The sequence below is a fragment of the Halobacillus locisalis genome, from assembly GCF_013694105.1.
GTDB lineage: Bacteria > Bacillota > Bacilli > Bacillales > Halobacillaceae > Halobacillus > Halobacillus locisalis.
In genome coordinates this window covers 1-16,359 of sequence record NZ_JACEFG010000005.1, presented here as the reverse complement: position 1 = coordinate 16,359, position 16,359 = coordinate 1, and the positions used below count along the sequence as shown (strand labels likewise).

Below are 16,359 nucleotides of genomic sequence, written 5' to 3'. Positions count from 1 at the left end.
ACCCCATTCCTTATTTAGCTAAAGAGAAAAGACTTTTCCGTTTCTTGACTACTTCCTCTAACGGAATGTCATTTTCCCGACTGATCGCCTTCATTATATGGTCGATAGATTCATTGAAAGGAGCATCATTGAAGTCATATAGAAACTTGCTATCAGCTTCGCTTACCGCCCCATAGCTTGACCATGGAATAGTCGTGAGAAGCATCGTTTCAAACTCTTTCGTAATGTCAGTAGCATTCTGCAGGGAGTTATTCGCGTTATATTCGTTAATGATCAACATGAACTCTTCTTTTGAATATCCAAGAGGTTCTAAAATCGTGCGGTTAACTCGTTTCCAATGATTCATAACCTTTGGTTGTTGATTAGAGACGATGTACTTGTGAGAACTCTCTTCCAACACCTGAATCATTAGAGCATTATCGAAATGAGAGCCTGCATCAATCAGTACAATATCGAACTCTTTCTTAGCTCGTTCAATCAAATAACTAATCTCTTCTTTATTGAATAAACGCTCTAAACGAGTGTTCCTGTTCCCACCTAACACATACATGTTTTCGTATGAATGGAAGATTGCACGAAACTCCTCATCAGAGTCCAATAGCTTGTTACTGAGTTTGCCTTTAATATCATTAAGATAAGATCCAGTGAAGTTTGGTAATAGTACCTCACCGCTCTCCCATGCGTTCAGGAGAAGGACACCTATTTTCGCTTTAGAGTGTTTAGCAAATGAATGAGCTACATTCAAAGTAAGCGTTGTTACTCCAATGTTTGAGGCAGTTGATAAGAATGAAACAACATTGTTCTCCTTTTCAGCCTCTGGGTTTATCGTAGTAAATACCCTCTCTGCAATCTGTTCTTCCGTTAATCGAGGTGGAATCAAAGTAATGTCATTCAAGTGACAAAGGCTTCGGATGTTCTTCTCAATCGGCTTAGAGTATGAATTAGTGACGAGGTAAAAGATGTATTCATGTTGTGATTGAATATTAGAGAGCTCTTCTGGATTAACGTCTTTATCAGAAATAAGAAGTACGCTCGGCATGTGCTGCTCTTTCTTCTTATCCTTCTTTTCATCCGTAGTTGAAGAGACTTCTTCTAAGGAATTGACTATATGACCTTCTCCAAAGTGTGGAGTCAACTGTTCTTCCAATGCTCGATCGATCCCCAACATATACAACTTCATTACTGTTCACCCTCTTCATCTTGTGTATCTTCCATATTGAACTGGTACACCACATACAGCTTGTATCCTTTATCTACATAGCGTTGGATAGTTTCTAGCTTTTCTTCATCTGCCACAATCTCTAGTTCTGCAATAGAACCACTGCCACTTTCAGTCTGATCATCTGTTGTAATAACCTCGGAGTTACTACGGTCACGAACGGAAGCAACCCTTACATTCTCAAGAATTGGGTCTTGAGTTTTCTCTACAGCATTTGAAACTTCTTCTGTATCCTTGATCAAACTTTCATTCTCTTTCTCATTTCCTTCTTCACTTGAGGCCTTGCCTCCTAATTCTTCTGAGTCTTTAATAAGTTGCTCTATATCCACGGCTTCTCCGTCACTGATAGCATAGAAATCAGCAACGAAAGCCTTACGCAATGTTCCTGGTACTGCGAATAACCAAGATTCAGGAATTGGGGCAATAAACTCTCCTTTGTTCGTATCTGGAACAAGGTTGTAGGAGTCGATTAGCGATTTATTTATCTGAGTCCCACTTGCTAAGTCAATAGAAGCTCTTTTGTTTAGAACAAGATCCAATTGATCCCTTCGCAATGCACCTTCTACTACGTGGTCTTTATTAACCTTCTGAATAGAAAGATCAGAACTTGTTATCTCATCTGCAAAAGCTATGTTCTTATTTAAGACAATTACTTCTTCTGTATTAAGCATTGGCTGTAGGTAAAAGTCGTAAGCGAGCATGAACCCAATTCCACCTACCATTAGAAGAAAGGGAATCGCCCATCTAAATATTTTCTTCATTTTCCGTAACCCCTTTCGTTTACTTTCCTGACCTCATAAATTTCTTTATTAAGCCTTTTTTATTTTGTTTTTTACTCCTCGTGAAGTCTTTCGGTAGGATATCCTCAAAAGCCGGTCGGAGCCATTCATCAAAGTCTTCTTGCTGAGCGTCATAAACAAATCGCGACCCCCATATACAGTCATTCAGGGATTGGTAATCTAATGGCGGTAGTTGTATGATTGGTTTCTTCGGGATATGATTCAGAAACTCTTTCATTCGTCCTTCTTTAGTGAACTTATTAAGGACAAAACCCCACTCATACCCTTCCTCTTCCAACAGCTCGAGATAATTAAAGAGCTGGTGCTCTTGGCTATGGTCATCCGCAAGACCACTGTCACTCTCATACTTAGACAGCCAATCCAGTTTCACAGGATCTGCTTCAATGACTACATAAATGTGGTCCATGTGTTTCAAATACTCTTTCATCGTTGTATCTAATAACGTGGTAGATAAATCGAATATTTGAATGTCTGTATTGATAGAAACCATCATATGAAAGAAGTCATCCTGACCGAATGATTGAACAGGTTTGGATCTTGAATCGTTGACGTACCAGTCTATCCCCTTAGAATGAAAAGGTTCTTCACTCATTTTGTAGAATCCCGTGTTCTTCACTTCTTTTGCAAGGTCTGTATAAACGAACTCTTCATTCAGAGCCTCATACTCGCCCACCTGCAAGTAATCAAACAGATAAGGTTTTTGTGTAGGGCTCTCCACTACAGAAACCGCTAACTCTTGAGAAGCTAGCCCTCTTGCTAATGATGTAGCAAAGGTTGTTGAGCCAGCCCCATTCCAGAAGTTAAGTACAGCTATAAGCTTCTTAGGTATAGATTTGTATTCTGTTTTGACGACAGGCTTTTCAACATATCTGTCCCGATAAACAATCTTTTCTTCCTGGTGATACTGCTGCTCAGATTCTTGTCTTTTATAGTCATTATCTGTGACCCTATCTGAGATGAATCGCATAATCTTTTCTTGGGTGTGCTCAAAATCATCTTCAAAAATGATGAAGTTATGATGATGCTTGTTCAAATATGCTGTAATGCTTTTGAAATCGGAACGGGAGGAATCAACTATATGTAAGTTCGGCTCCTGTTCTGCAATGATTTCTTCAATATCCCCCTGATGCTCCATGTTCTTCTTGTGCACTCGGATCAGGTTAAATGCGGGATTCGAGTGCAATAAGTCATATAGAACCTTGAAGGAAAACTGAGACTTTATCGCAAGTACAAACTTCAATGATTGTTCCTCCTCTCTTCCATTAGCTATATTGCCATTTCATTTCTTGTGCCTGCTTTTTGTCATAGTGGTAAAACTCTAGATCATGAAGGGTTTGACCACTCTTCAAATAAGGTAGATCCTTTTCTAACAACACTCTGACTTTCAGTTCACTAGCCTCTAGAAAGACCTCTAAAGATTTGAGTTGATTAATCTGTTCGGCTACTATAAAGATTCGGTGTTGAAAGTAAGGCTTCCATTTTAAAAACATCGTTAAATCTTCAATGCTGCCCTTTGCAATGTAAACGTAGAAATACTTTCCGTTTATCTTCACCCCACCCATAAAAGGGGCTGGTGAGGGAACGAGCACTAAAGGCTCTTCCATCAATAAATAACTGAATTGAAAGAAGGACAATGCTTGCAAAACACGCTTTACATCCATGCTCAACCAATAGTTTGACTTGTACTCTGGCATGACATCGTTAGCCCCACGTTTATCTAAGGTGTATATATCAATCGCTTCATCGTTTTTAAAGATCTCATGGTGAGCAATAAGCCTTTTTCTTAACATCTTCTGTATCTTACTTTCATCCATCTTGAATAAGGTCTTCAGCTGATAATGACCGATTACACCGACACTAGCGATGGCTTCTAACACCTTGTATTCCTTCTTGGATGTAAGAGCGTATGGCTTATCGTGTTTTGGATTAGCTGGTATTCTTCTCCAAGACAACAGCCATTTATGATGATGGATAGAAAAAGGCGTGACCAGTTGAGATTCTGTCGTCATGTCTTTTTCATCCCTCTCTTAAAGTGTTCGAGTAATTCGTGATGTGATTTTTTCGTCCTTGATATTCACTTTCGTAATACGGATCAAGACCTTACTACCGATTTCAGGAAGCTCAAATTTCAAATGAGAGTTGATTGAATCAACACCATCTTCTAAATTCGTGAAGATGTGCCCTCCAGTGACGCCTGTTACAGTAGCTACGTACTCGCCACCTTCTTTATATCGTTCGGCACAGTCGGGGAACGGGGATTCTAACAACGCTTTTCGTGAAACCTTTACTTCTTGTTTCTCTTTGTTAATCTCCGTAATTTGGACTCTTAGCAATTGGCCAGACTCGAAACGATCACGTAGATCATTAATCCATGCATAGCTTAATTCCGATACATGAAGGAAGGCTTCAACTCCTCCGATATCGCCTACAAGGTAGTCGTTGTTCACAAACCTGATTGCAAAGTGAATGTTGTGACCTACATCGAAGTTTTGAAAGAACTTCTCTCTCATTTGCTCACGAGCTTGCTTACGACTAGCTACAAAGATACGTGATTCTTCGTCAAAGCTAATTACATTGAAAGTGATTTCTTTACCAGCCAGGCTTCTGAATTTATTCGTAGCAGAGCTGTCTTTCTTCAAGTCAAAGTCAGATTCAGATAATGGGACAATCCCTTTGATTTTGCTACCCAGACGGATAATTCCACAGAGCTGCTCATTGACGCCATCTATCTTAATTGACTCAAAACCTGTGATCATACCTTTTTCAATGCGCCCCACTCTATATGAACGCTGAATGTTGATCCAATGCTGATTATCAATATCTTCCTTCTTTTCTTTGTACTCGACCTTAGAGGCATCAAAGCCTTCGATCAGCACATCATTTAATACTTCTGACATAATTAAACTCTCCTCGTTTTTTTAATAAAATCCGTCTGCATTAAAGCTACTGGTTTTCTTAGAAGCTTTCTCATTTTCCACTTCTTTAGTAGAAGGTGGTTTTTCTTCCACTGGTGAGTCTGGAATTACAGAAGGTGATTCACTATCGTCAGTTTCTTCTATTGCAAACCCTTCATCCAGAAGGTTCATTTCTTCTAACAAGTTCTGCATCGATTCTTCATCTTCTGAACTATGTGGGATGTAAGGTTCCAGTGGCACGTCGTTTGGATCGTATGGGGCATACTGCTCTTCCCAAGGTTCTTGATTCGTTCTTTCATGTTCTAGTTGTTCAGAAGGTGTCAGTATAGTATCCACTTCATCCTCCGCACTTTCTTCTATATAAATGTCATCGTCTCTTTCAGTAATATCTGGCTCAACTTTTTCTTTCTTCTCTATCGCCTTGTTACTATCTTGTTTGGTCTTGTTCTTGAAGGACTTAAACAACTGCTTTGCTTTACCAACCATTTCTTCAAGTGCACCTTGAGAAGATTCGTCATCTTCCCATTCTCTGAGCTCTTTCCAATCAGGCGGGATAATCCTACCTTTTGCTTCAAATGGTTTTTGTGGCGTTCCATCTTTGAGCATCTTACAAACAAAGTGATATTGCTTCATGCCATCCATTAAGTAGGTGGGCGTAAAGCGATATTCTTCACTTTCCGTATCACGATACGAATCAGGAAAGAGTCTTGGCATAAGGATTCGATTAGTAAAGGTTGATTGCCTTATAGTTACTTGGTCTTTACCAAACTCATCAGCAAACTCCTGAGCATCTTCGTAAGTGTGACCAACGAAAGCGATTTTGTTTCGACAGTTCGATAGAATAGCCTTTTTCATGGCTCGACCACTTATTTTGCCTGCTTCAATCTCCAGTTGACCCAACGACTGCGTAGCAAGTATTCCAGCCACCCTATAACTAGCTGCAAGACTCAAAAATATCTCTACATCAGGGTTAATGTAACGACTGTACTCATCACAAATGAAGTAATGAGGAACTCGTTCTTGCCCCCATTTAGGTCTCGGCCTGCGGAAAGTTGCACTTTGTAGGTGCATGGCAACAAATTGTCCAAAAGCATCCCCTGATTTCTTTAATTTGGCAAGAGATGTATTAACAAGAAGGACGCCACCCTTTTCAAAATGCTCATTAAGGTTAATGTCACTCTTTCCAGATATGACTTTTCTTAAGTATTCATTGGATGTAACGTTCTCAAGTTGTGCTCTCAGTCCCAATACCAGCTTCCGATAGTCCTGGGCTTGCTCACCTAACAGTTCGTATTCAAAGAACTTTACCAGTTCTGAATCTGGTTGCTTTTGCTTCAGGTCAGCAACTCTTTGCTTTAAAATCTCTGGACTTCTCAAGGTTTTCAGAACATCAAGTAGATCCATTTCGTCTCCTTGAAGCTCTTTCAGTAACTTGGTGATATTCCGTGATGATATTTCTTGAATCGTTTGGAAAAATGCTTCTTGCTTTCCGAACAACGACTGCAATACAGCAACCGTCGCCTCCGCGACTTCTTCTACTGGACCTTCCATTACATTAAATTTATCCGTTTCATCTGGATTTTCTGGATCTATGTAAATGTAGGGAATGTCCATTTCGTCGCATAATTCTTTAACTACCTGAATTGAATCACCTTTAGGCTCAATAAGAGTAAAGCCAAGTTTCTTACCTTTCTTCTTCTGCAATAGCAATTGATAGCACATATACTCTAAGATTGAAGCTGTCTTACCTGAACGAGTCGCTCCAGTCACCAACATATGAGTAAAGGCATCTTTGCCCCCCCACATAATAGAACGATCAGTATTGTAAGGTATTGTGCTGCCCATGTATCCACCTCCCATTTAATACTAAGCATGCGTATGTATTTACTCAGGATTGACAATAAAGATGTTTAAGGTTATAATGAAATCACCTTTTGAATTATATGAATTTGAAATTCTGAAACACCGCATCAGCTTACACCGCTGATGCGGTGTTTCTTTTTTTGTTCACACACTTCTTTCACACATTTTTTCACACATTTTGGTTCTGTTATTGATAGGTCTGTTCCTATTTTTTTATATTTTTCTAGTTGGAAAAGGCTTCTATCCTCCTGTCGTCTTTTTTGTTTGTCATTCCTATACAGCCTCAGCTGCACTCTTCGACTTTGCGTTCTCACTCTGATCAAGCATTTCTTCAAATGGCAATTCCTCCATACGAATATCAAACACTCTACACAGATGAACCAACCACTTTGTACTTAACTCTGAACCGTTTTCCCAGCCTGAAATAGTAGTCTGTGGAATACCACTTAACTTTGACATCTCTCTCTGGGACCAACCTCTAGCTTTTCGCATTTCTTTATTCCATTCACCAAACACTGAATTTCCTCCTCGTAAACCCGCGATCCTTAGACTCATGGCATTTATAAAAAGTATCTTTATAAAACGATTCGTTTATGAGTCTAAAGAATCATATCTTATTAATTCTAAGAAACCGTTGCAAGTTAATGTAAATTGTGTGATGCTTACCTATGTCTTTTTATTCATACAAAAGCAATTTCTTTTAGCTATCTAGTCTTTAAGTCTTTTTTTGAACAGTAAACTGTTTATTAGGTATAGGTCGATTATAATGAACGTTTTACTGTTCGTCAATATAAAAACTTAAAATTATTCCATTTTTGTGATAATAATTTTAAGTCTTCCCTCCCTAAATCCTGTTATATCAATCCTTCTAACCACTTTTTTTCCATGTATTTTTTTGTTTATGATATATAGATTCGGGTATGCTATTATTAAAAATGTGCTTTTTACTGTTCATTTAATTTTTCTTTATTTTGGAAAAAATATTGGATTCTGACTATTCAAAACCATTTCTTGTTGATACAATACGGTTTATAACCATATCTGAGTGTTTTCAAGTGATTCTTTACAACTTAGTTCATACAAAGCATCACTTTTTTTATTTAAAAACACATTTCAAAATCACTTTCTTTTAGAGGCAAGTGACTATTTATTTATTTTTTGAATATTAAAACGAACTATGGAGAGTAAAATTGACTAATCTTCTTGTTCTAAAGCGAGAAGAAGAAGGAGACTGGTAATTATGATTGATAGCATGGAAGAGATTGAGAAGAAAGAAGTTGTAAGTCTTAAAGAGGCTGTGGTTTATCGAATAAGAGAACTTATGAAGATAAACAACATTAGATCCGTTCATAAGCTGGCCCATATATCCGAAGTGCGCCAGTCTACGTTGAACGAAATTCTAAAAGGACGTTCCAGTCACCCAAATATCTTAACAATATCCAAGGTGGCACATGGATGTGACATCACACTTCAAGAGTTTTTTGACCACCCTATTTTCTCTAGGGTTGAAGGGATGCCTAATTTACAATCAAAAAAGCAGGTGATCAAAAAGAGTGAGGAAACGTCTCCCTCTCTTTTTGATGAACTAGAAAGTGAACAAGAATTGGAGAAACACATTTAAATGTTGCTATTAAAAAACCCCTTACTCTCAATCATGAGAATAAGGGGTTTTTACTTTATATACCGTAAACTTCTGAAAGCCTTAGTATGTTACACGTTTCTTTGACTTTGATCTTCCCAATGTATCCTTCTAATAATTCATCGCATTCCTGATCTGCGATGACTTCAATCATATTCTTTCCCTCGTAAGTTCTTACTTCAATCACAGTGTCACCTTTAGATTTCATCGTTTTCAGTAAGAGGACAGACAGTCTTAACTTTTTGCTGCTTGTATAACTTTCAACCAGATATTTTATTCCTTTTCCGTCTAACACCAATATCAACCCTTCTATTCATAACGATATCTTAATTAATATTAATTTCAATTTTAAAAACAATATTAATTTAGTTATCACTTTTAATGTTGTTGAATAGATCCCTGAGCATTGCTGATACATCAAGTTTCCTTTGGAGCGTAATTTTCTCTTCTCTCCATTTATCAACTAAACTTTGCATACCTTCTCTTTTAGCAAAGCTGATGATCTCACTCTCTGCTAACTGATAGTCTGAAACGATTGCACCGATGTAATTCAATTCCTGGTTTGTATTCATATTATTTAACACCTGCCACAGTTTGATTTGTAACAAAGAAATCATCTTTCCCATACATTAGACCGGATATCTCACCATTTCCCCAGAGAACATATATAGTGCCTAATTGATCAACATACTTCACTTCACCTAATAAACCAGTTTTTAACGAAGAACGCTTATAGTCAGCTTTAACGAGTTGAACCTCTACACCTATGGGATATTCTAGTTTAAGTGCTTCGATGTACTCGACATTTACTTCTGATAGCATTACAGGTTCACCCATGAAATGCACACTCCTAATCGTAATCAGTCTACACCCAATTAACAATTTACTGTTCAAAACGTATTTTAGCACCGTCATTTCAATAAGTAAAACCTTTTATTAGACATAACGATAATTATATTACAATTACTATACATAGCAATATTAATATCATTAAAAATATTGTTTTTGAAATCAATTTCATTATTAAAAATTAGTCTCTTGGACAAGTGAAAGGACTCCACTAAAGTAGTGAAGTCCCGTTCATACGTCATCTCTTTTGTCTCTTGTCGAATACTTTTATAGTCTGTATTCTTAGTTAGAATAGCATGTAAGGAACGATCTTTCCATAATAAATTAGAGGTTGAATAATTGCTGACCAAACGGGAATTAAATATGAAATGCCCAGTATGTGATTCAATTGAAAATAAGATAAGTCGTACTCGAAGAAAAGACGATCATGTATATAGAAGTAGGGGCTGCCACAACTGCGATCATCCGTGGGGGACGTACGAAATACTGAAAAGAAGAGTATATGAAGTACCAAAATACTAATACCGTTAGGCATCTCAGTTTTGAGACCGAAAATTAGGTAAGATTGAGGAGGGGGATCTGGTGGAAGGCAACTTAACTCACGCTGAAAAGAAGGTGCACCGCATACTAGTTAATATGAGTTTTTACGGTAGACTGTCATTACCTCCAATAAACCAGTGCATTAAATCGCTAACATACAAAGTGAACAAGGACGAGGACAGCGTGAAAGAAATCCTTATTCAATTAGAGAAGAAGGGGTACATACTGATGAGATCGGGAGAAATTAGTATGAAGAGAACCTAATAGGCTGAACCAAATAAAAAAACGACCAGGACTCCACTGGTCGTTTTTATTTAATTATTCACGATAGATGAATAATCAGTCCGATCAACATTCAACTCACTTAGATTGAAGAGCTTACTGTTGAATTGCACAAAAACCCTATCTCTGACAGATTTTTGTTGTTTGCTATTCAGATTCTCAGTGAAACTCATGAACCGGTCTTTTACTCTTTGTATGCTAGGATTACGTAAGAACGGACTGTCATTTATAGACTCATTTGGGTCGTATTCATATATAATGAGTGCTTTATTCTCAGCTCCCATAGCTTTAGCTATTTTTTCCCACCATGCTCTATCCGTTTCCCCAAGCGACATTCCTAAGATAATGTATAGGTTTGAACTCCTAATATAATTAGATGCATCTTTGTATTTGTTAGTTCCGTTTGATAGCTCTAAAGACTCTTTATCAAAGAAGAAATAGTAGTCACTGTCGGCAAATGATTCAGATATCTGAGATTTATGTCCACCTAAATTCATGTTTGAAACGGTGTTGCCGTGGATTTTCGTGTAGCCATTACGTTTCACAGGTAAATCTCTTTGACTATTCTGACCGTAGTATCCGATACGTTCCAGTAGAGAATTACCTAACAAATCATACGAGCTCTCGAACAGAGATGTATAATTAAAATCAATTACATTTAGTTGCAATTCATTAGTATTACCAGTCAATGGAACTTTAGCTGTTAGTTCTTCTTGCCTTTGTATTGGTAGAGTATTTAGCAATCGGGAAATGCTTCTTTTGAACTCACCAATAATTTCTTTACTGTTTGCATCGACATCGAATTCTGCATTCACCTTGTTAAGGTACTCTGCTAAATACTTCTGAATCTCATGTTTGTCTTGAGCTAATTTAGTATGTGTAAACCTTGATTCTAGACCATCACCGCACTCATGAGTTAACCCCATTAGAGCCAATTCAAAATCAGACCATTTATCTTCGTTACCGTCGATGTCTAAATAGATTACATTTCGTTTTAATTGTTCATCATTTTTCGCCTTGGACTTTAAGTACTTGTAGAAATCCGCATATCGTGTGTGTAATCCCGCCTGAATATCAAACCCATTTCCTACTAACAAAGTAATCTGCACAAAAGCTCTCCCCTATTAATTTTTACTCTATTTTATCGAATATAGATAAATTTTTCACTTAAAAACTGGTTTTAATTTCTAATTGTGATCAACATAAAAAAATTCAAAAGCACTTTCAAACAAAAAGAGGCATAAGTATAATCGTTTATGCCTCTGGCTTTTCGTAAAACTCACCAAGTTCTACAAAGATATCCTTTGAGTTTTCTAACTTCTTCTTCTCGCCCTTTGTTACTTTCCACTGCTGCGAGTGACGCTGATTGCCTCGTACACTCTTGTAATTAACCTTAAGACGCACATATCCCACCACTATATACACAGCTAAAGGAATAAGCGTTGTTAATACTACTAATGACATACCGCGATTTGTAATAATCGATTCCCACTCCCAATAATGGTATGAGTAGGTCGAAACCCAAACCATCGCCTGGGCCAACGTATTAGAGAGGAGGATCAACTCCTTTTTGTTACCGCCCTTTTGGTATTGGACTATCCCATACATGATTCCACTTAAAGCGAAAATCGTAAGAACAACTTGTACAGGGGGATAAAACCAATCTGCATAAATCGTCACGAAGAATAAAGCTGATAAAAATGTGACTGCTGCTATCATCCAGTCATCTAATCTCCACTCTTTAAACATCATTACCTCTCCTTTTCAAAAGTGCTTTCATTTTATCTAGTGAGCGACACTTCGTAACTTGAACTGTTCTGTTTCTTCGGCTATTGAGTTAGCAATTTTAGCAAGAAGTTCTTCATGTTGGGCATCCGTTAGCTCCTGATCAAGTTGATGCCTTAAATCTTCTCTGTCGATTAATTCTAATATGAGCTGTAGCTTCCCTTTTTCTGTTCGAGCATCAATCATTTTTATCCATCCTCCTTGTTTGAGTAAGAAACCATTCTAGCATAATCCTCTTGCGTAATATCCTGACTGTGGTGATAGGACTGAGATTCGGCAGAGAGCATATCGAATGAGTCTGCCAACATATACGTGATGAACAGGCGCTTCTTCTCCCAACGATAGCCTGCATCCATGTAAGTATTGATTTTACTTGCCATCGAAAGATCACTAAATGTCATGTCAGCTAAATACATCTCTTCTCCCTTATATTCAATCAAGATCGGGAAGGACTGGTGGGTCGTATTTTCACCAACCTCAGTAGAGATGATTCTAAAGCCGAACACTGCCGAAAGTGCTTCTGCCCATTTCCTCTGAGTTGGGAACTCCGTGAATATATTCATCCCCATTTTCAATGAAATCAGTTTAATATCACTACCTGTCGCTAGCTGCACTTCTTCTCCGAACCGGACAAACTTTTCATATGAAGCTTGGCCTTTACTAAAGATGATGTAATTGGGGAGTTTCATGGAGTTTTTCTTTATTTCACTTTGGATTTTCCCAATGGTCCTTACATTTGAATTCGTCTCCAGTACATAGAACCCGTACCTCTTACCATCGGGATCTTCTAGTCTACCTAATATGTTGTCTCGAGCATCCAAGTTGTACTCGTTCTTCGTCTGTCTACTATCTTGCGTCTGCCACCCATTTCGTTTCAAATTCATCATAATATCGTTAGCCATTAGCACATAGCGAAGTTGAGCTGTCCTCAGATATAAGTCATTCATAGATTTGGTTACTTCTATTCCGCTATCTAATAATGCCGTAATGCCTTTCTCGGTGATACGGTGACAGGAGTATCCTTTCCTACCTTGTCTGCTCCCCTCTAGCAAAGTGGATTTGAGGTACTTCTTTTTACGCAATTCAACTAACACATTGTTTACGTGGTTTCCTCGTCCCCCAAAGTGCCTGTTTCTTATTTGCTCAGTGGTCATTGTTCGATACTCCACCAGGTCTTGCAAGATCGATAATCTAACGCCATTCAGTTGTTCTCTGTACTCCCCAACAAGCGTCTCCATAATATTACCTCCAGATAGTAGAAATGGTGATGACTGTGCGGGATAGAACTACAAAAAAACAGTTTTTCGTAAACCTAGCCCACACTCATCGTCAGATAAGAATAAGTAAAGGGTTTTATGTTTTCACGTGAAACCCTTTATTATCAACGGTTCAAAGCATAAATCAAAGATTAATAAGTGGCTTAATAAGTGACTTAAAATTATTCTGTTTGAAAATCATAATTTTAAGGGTGGATATAGGGTGCTACTCTTCATCAAAAAAGAAGCTACAGACCGTTTTTTCCTTTTGAATTTTCTCCTCCCGCATTGCCCTTGTTTCAATTTTCGTCTGCTTCTCAAACAACTTATTTAACTCTGGTTCTACTTCATTAATAAAGAAATGCGGATAGTAAGAATGTGGTATAACGAAAGCCTGTATCTTGTTTTCAGTATCATTCTTACCAAAGTTAGTTAATGAGCAGCTATCCCAGGTGTCGTCTTTAATAATTCCTGTATGTTTTATTACATCAATGATCGGCTTGTAATAGAAATTGTCTAAGTCTCTAGTATATAAATCGGTAAAAGAATGGATAATGACGATTACAGCCTCATTGAAATGAGGATAATCACCTTGATAATTAGGAAAATCAAACTGTTCTATGGTTTTATCTATTAAGAAAGAGGCTAATTCCGTCCTATTTTTCACCTTGATCCTATCTTCATGACTTGGAATACGCTTTTTTCTATGAATGACGTGTGAAAAATCCCCTTGATAAACAAAATGATAGTAAGGTATATTTTCGTCATTATACTTGAATGTTTTCTGTGTTTTCATCTTGTCCCCCTATTTGTTTACATGAATAAAACCTTATGTATCAATACTTTACAAATCCATTTAAGGCTTATTTGTAAACATTTTGAGCGTGTTATTTAAGTAAAATAGATTATCTGTTTACATTTCTTCTACCTTAGAAGGTTTGAACGCTGATACAACAACATTTTTTAGTGTTTACATGTAATGTTTACATCTCAACCAAAATCTATCTAAATCATTTGATATATCAACGTTCAAGTGTGTTTACACTTCGTGATTTTAATAAGGATACCAGTTCGAAACCCCAGTAGGTTCAAAGCTCTTAATATATGGATACGGATTAACAGGACTTCCGTTAACGTAGATTTCAAAATGTAGATGAGGATTGGTTGAACTACCTGTACTTCCTAGTTCACCAATAAACTGTCCAGCCTCAACCTCGTCTCCAACTTCAACACCTCTTCTGTTCATGTGAGCATAAAGAGTTCTCATCCCATCTTCATGGTCAATCACGACATAATTACCCCAGCCACTAGATTCCTTTGAAGCAACTATAGTACCAGACCTGAAAGCCAGTAACGGTTGTCCTAAATTCTGACCTCCACTTGCAAAATCAATACCGTTATGTGGCCTCACATCTTTATATATAGGGTGAATGCGATTAGGGTTAAATGCAGATGTAGCATTTTTAGTATGAGGGACCATCCAAGCTGTATCTCCATCCATCTCCACTACCATATTTTCATTAAAACCATTTTTATAACTTGCGTAGTAAGCCATAACATCATCTACATACCAATCTGCACGGTTATAAGCCTTTATAGCCGTTCTAAGACGCTCCTCTTCACTGCTACCTCTCATGCTAGCTGATAGATAGTTCGCCGCTGAGAATATGGCATCATCTATATTATGAGGATCTGCTTTTCCATCTCCGTCACCATCAATACCGTAACCGCCATATTGACTGATATTGTATAAGCTATGATATTCGGATGGAGTCATAGCTGCATCACCTAACAAACTTCCTGCACACTTAGGGTGACTCCAACCAACCCACGTACATTTCATAAATTGCATATGTCCGATTGCCCCTACAGGCGAAGGTTTCTCTAATGTTGAGAAAATGGTTTCTTTTTTATGAATGGCTGGAAGTAGCAACCAGTCTATATCGAACTCTTCCCCTGCTTCTTGATATATAGGTATAAACTCAGGTGGTATATCCAACATAGCTAAATTTGTAGGTTGTTCATCAGTTTCTCCAAGTACCGTTACAAAAAAGAATACGATTCCTACCAAAAACAATAATCCGAGCAAGGGAGTCATAAGTAAACCGCCTGTAACCAAACAGCCTAACTTCTTCAATCGCCTCACTCCCTTAATTCATAATCTGAACTTCCCACTTACATATGACTGCCATCTAATTTAAAGAAACAAAGCCATAACTCTTTACTACAAAGGAATCCATTTTCTTTGTAAGAATCAAATCGTACTCAACTAGCTCCTCATTAGTTAACTCACCATCAGCGTTAAAAACTTTACCTTTGGCTCTTACACTCAGATTCATTGTTTTATCATTAGGATCGTAAGGTTCGTAACTCGATATTGATACCAGTTCCTTTTTAAATACATCTACTGTGGGTCTTGGAAGGCTTTGTATTCTTTCCTCATATAAACCTTCACTCATCAAATGAGACGCCTGCTCAATATGTTGAGCAGGTCTGTCTCCGTTATAAGGGTAAAAGGCCTCGACAAAGCTTTCGGCAACCTCTGTAGCTTTTGTTATTTGTTCTTGAGAAAAGAAGTCTTCTAACTTATTTACGTCCAACTCGTCATCTTCACTTAACGGCTCATTACCGTAAATATCTGCTTCTTCTGCAATATCATCCATCATTACTGTTTCATCACTATTAGATTTCTCAGGATCTCCCTTTATGTCTGATAGACTAATAGATTGTTCTTCATCATTTTTCTCTTCATTTTGAGCCTTTAATTCGGTCCCACGTATATAAGCGAAGGTAAAGAGAACAACAATAATAAAGCCCAGACCAATCATGAACCACCTGAATGATCGCCTACTCATATTCAAAAACAATTCTTACCCCTCCATTTATTCGTTTGAGGTCTTACTGTCTTCTTGTGCTTTCATTTCTTCTATAGAAAATAGTTCGCTCTCATCCATGCTTGGAAAATCAGGACTACCGTTGGTTCCACCCTCGATTCGTTCAGCACTGCTTTCAAATTCCTCAAATGAAGATAGTTCACTAGGATCAAAATCTACCTCATATGTTCTATTATCCTTTTTCTTAGAAGACTTAGGTTTCGATTTATACTTGTTTGGTGCTGCTGTTGATTTCTCCATTGGTTGCTGTTCCATTGGTTGTTGTTCCATTGGTTGTTGTTCCATTGGTTGTTGCTCCATTGGTTGTTCAGGGAAAG

General features: G+C 37.7%; 20 protein-coding genes. 2 read left to right on the top strand and 18 right to left on the bottom strand.

Annotation, left to right across the window (positions count from 1 at the left end):
- Positions 1–10: 10 nt before the first annotated feature.
- The 7 genes from H0266_RS18265 to H0266_RS18235 form a co-directional block, all read right to left on the bottom strand.
- Positions 11–1,180, bottom strand: a complete 1,170-nt coding sequence (locus H0266_RS18265) for a P-loop NTPase family protein (RefSeq protein ID WP_181473888.1) — start codon at positions 1,178–1,180, stop codon at positions 11–13.
- Positions 1,180–1,980 carry an SAF domain-containing protein gene (locus tag H0266_RS18260; RefSeq protein ID WP_181473887.1) on the bottom strand — a complete coding sequence of 267 codons (801 nt, stop codon included), beginning with the start codon at positions 1,978–1,980 and terminating at the stop codon, positions 1,180–1,182. The genes H0266_RS18265 and H0266_RS18260 overlap by 1 nt, the downstream gene beginning before the upstream one ends.
- Positions 1,981–1,999: 19 nt before the next feature.
- The gene (locus tag H0266_RS18255) at positions 2,000–3,259 is read right to left on the bottom strand and encodes a hypothetical protein (protein WP_181473886.1); all 1,260 of its coding nucleotides are present in this window, start codon (positions 3,257–3,259) and stop codon (positions 2,000–2,002) included.
- A gap of 22 nt (positions 3,260–3,281) precedes the next feature.
- Entirely contained in the window at positions 3,282–4,028 is a 747-nt protein-coding gene (locus H0266_RS18250) for a hypothetical protein (protein WP_181473885.1), read from the bottom strand.
- An 18-nt stretch (positions 4,029–4,046) separates the two neighbouring features.
- Positions 4,047–4,916 (bottom strand): S1 RNA-binding domain-containing protein, encoded by an 870-nt coding sequence (locus H0266_RS18245; RefSeq protein WP_181473884.1) that lies wholly within the window; start codon positions 4,914–4,916, stop codon positions 4,047–4,049.
- A 21-nt stretch (positions 4,917–4,937) separates the two neighbouring features.
- Entirely contained in the window at positions 4,938–6,779 is a 1,842-nt protein-coding gene (locus H0266_RS18240; protein ID WP_181473883.1) for a type IV secretory system conjugative DNA transfer family protein, read from the bottom strand.
- 291 nt (positions 6,780–7,070) lie between these two features.
- Positions 7,071–7,313, bottom strand: a complete 243-nt coding sequence (locus H0266_RS18235; RefSeq protein ID WP_343063345.1) for a helix-turn-helix domain-containing protein — start codon at positions 7,311–7,313, stop codon at positions 7,071–7,073.
- A 736-nt stretch (positions 7,314–8,049) separates the two neighbouring features.
- On the opposite strand from H0266_RS18235, the gene H0266_RS18230 reads away from it, so the two are divergent.
- Positions 8,050–8,418 (top strand): helix-turn-helix domain-containing protein, encoded by a 369-nt coding sequence (locus tag H0266_RS18230; RefSeq protein ID WP_181473881.1) that lies wholly within the window; start codon positions 8,050–8,052, stop codon positions 8,416–8,418.
- Between the two features lie 55 nt (positions 8,419–8,473).
- Here H0266_RS18230 and H0266_RS18225 read toward each other — a convergent pair whose 3' ends face one another.
- The 3 genes from H0266_RS18225 to H0266_RS18215 form a co-directional block, all read right to left on the bottom strand.
- Positions 8,474–8,623, bottom strand: coding sequence for a hypothetical protein (locus H0266_RS18225; RefSeq protein WP_181473880.1), 150 nt, complete (start codon positions 8,621–8,623; stop codon positions 8,474–8,476).
- 178 nt (positions 8,624–8,801) lie between these two features.
- Positions 8,802–9,008: a hypothetical protein gene (locus tag H0266_RS18220; RefSeq protein WP_181473879.1), complete on the bottom strand. Its 207-nt coding sequence runs from the start codon at positions 9,006–9,008 to the stop codon at positions 8,802–8,804.
- A 1-nt stretch (position 9,009) separates the two neighbouring features.
- Complete coding sequence (locus H0266_RS18215) at positions 9,010–9,273, bottom strand: DUF4314 domain-containing protein (protein ID WP_181473878.1); 264 nt, start codon at positions 9,271–9,273, stop codon at positions 9,010–9,012.
- Between the two features lie 375 nt (positions 9,274–9,648).
- On the opposite strand from H0266_RS18215, the gene H0266_RS19760 reads away from it, so the two are divergent.
- Complete coding sequence (locus H0266_RS19760) at positions 9,649–9,807, top strand: NrdR family transcriptional regulator (protein WP_425484326.1); 159 nt, start codon at positions 9,649–9,651, stop codon at positions 9,805–9,807.
- 332 nt (positions 9,808–10,139) lie between these two features.
- Here the strand turns inward: H0266_RS19760 and H0266_RS18210 are convergent, their stop codons facing one another.
- The 8 genes from H0266_RS18210 to H0266_RS18175 form a co-directional block, all read right to left on the bottom strand.
- Positions 10,140–11,216 carry an AbiH family protein gene (locus tag H0266_RS18210; RefSeq protein ID WP_181473877.1) on the bottom strand — a complete coding sequence of 359 codons (1,077 nt, stop codon included), beginning with the start codon at positions 11,214–11,216 and terminating at the stop codon, positions 10,140–10,142.
- 145 nt (positions 11,217–11,361) lie between these two features.
- Positions 11,362–11,856, bottom strand: a complete 495-nt coding sequence (locus tag H0266_RS18205) for a hypothetical protein (RefSeq protein ID WP_181473876.1) — start codon at positions 11,854–11,856, stop codon at positions 11,362–11,364.
- 36 nt (positions 11,857–11,892) lie between these two features.
- On the bottom strand, positions 11,893–12,078 hold the full coding sequence (locus H0266_RS18200; RefSeq protein ID WP_181473875.1) for a hypothetical protein: 186 nt from the start codon (positions 12,076–12,078) through the stop codon (positions 11,893–11,895).
- 2 nt (positions 12,079–12,080) lie between these two features.
- Complete coding sequence (locus H0266_RS18195) at positions 12,081–13,130, bottom strand: replication-relaxation family protein (protein ID WP_181473874.1); 1,050 nt, start codon at positions 13,128–13,130, stop codon at positions 12,081–12,083.
- 244 nt (positions 13,131–13,374) lie between these two features.
- Positions 13,375–13,944: a hypothetical protein gene (locus H0266_RS18190; RefSeq protein WP_181473873.1), complete on the bottom strand. Its 570-nt coding sequence runs from the start codon at positions 13,942–13,944 to the stop codon at positions 13,375–13,377.
- Between the two features lie 258 nt (positions 13,945–14,202).
- Complete coding sequence (locus H0266_RS18185; RefSeq protein WP_181473872.1) at positions 14,203–15,285, bottom strand: M23 family metallopeptidase; 1,083 nt, start codon at positions 15,283–15,285, stop codon at positions 14,203–14,205.
- A gap of 55 nt (positions 15,286–15,340) precedes the next feature.
- The gene (locus H0266_RS18180; protein WP_181473871.1) at positions 15,341–15,976 is read right to left on the bottom strand and encodes a hypothetical protein; all 636 of its coding nucleotides are present in this window, start codon (positions 15,974–15,976) and stop codon (positions 15,341–15,343) included.
- Positions 15,977–16,030: 54 nt separating this feature from the next.
- The coding region (locus H0266_RS18175; protein ID WP_220127341.1) for a hypothetical protein at positions 16,031–16,359 on the bottom strand (329 nt) is incomplete at its 5' end.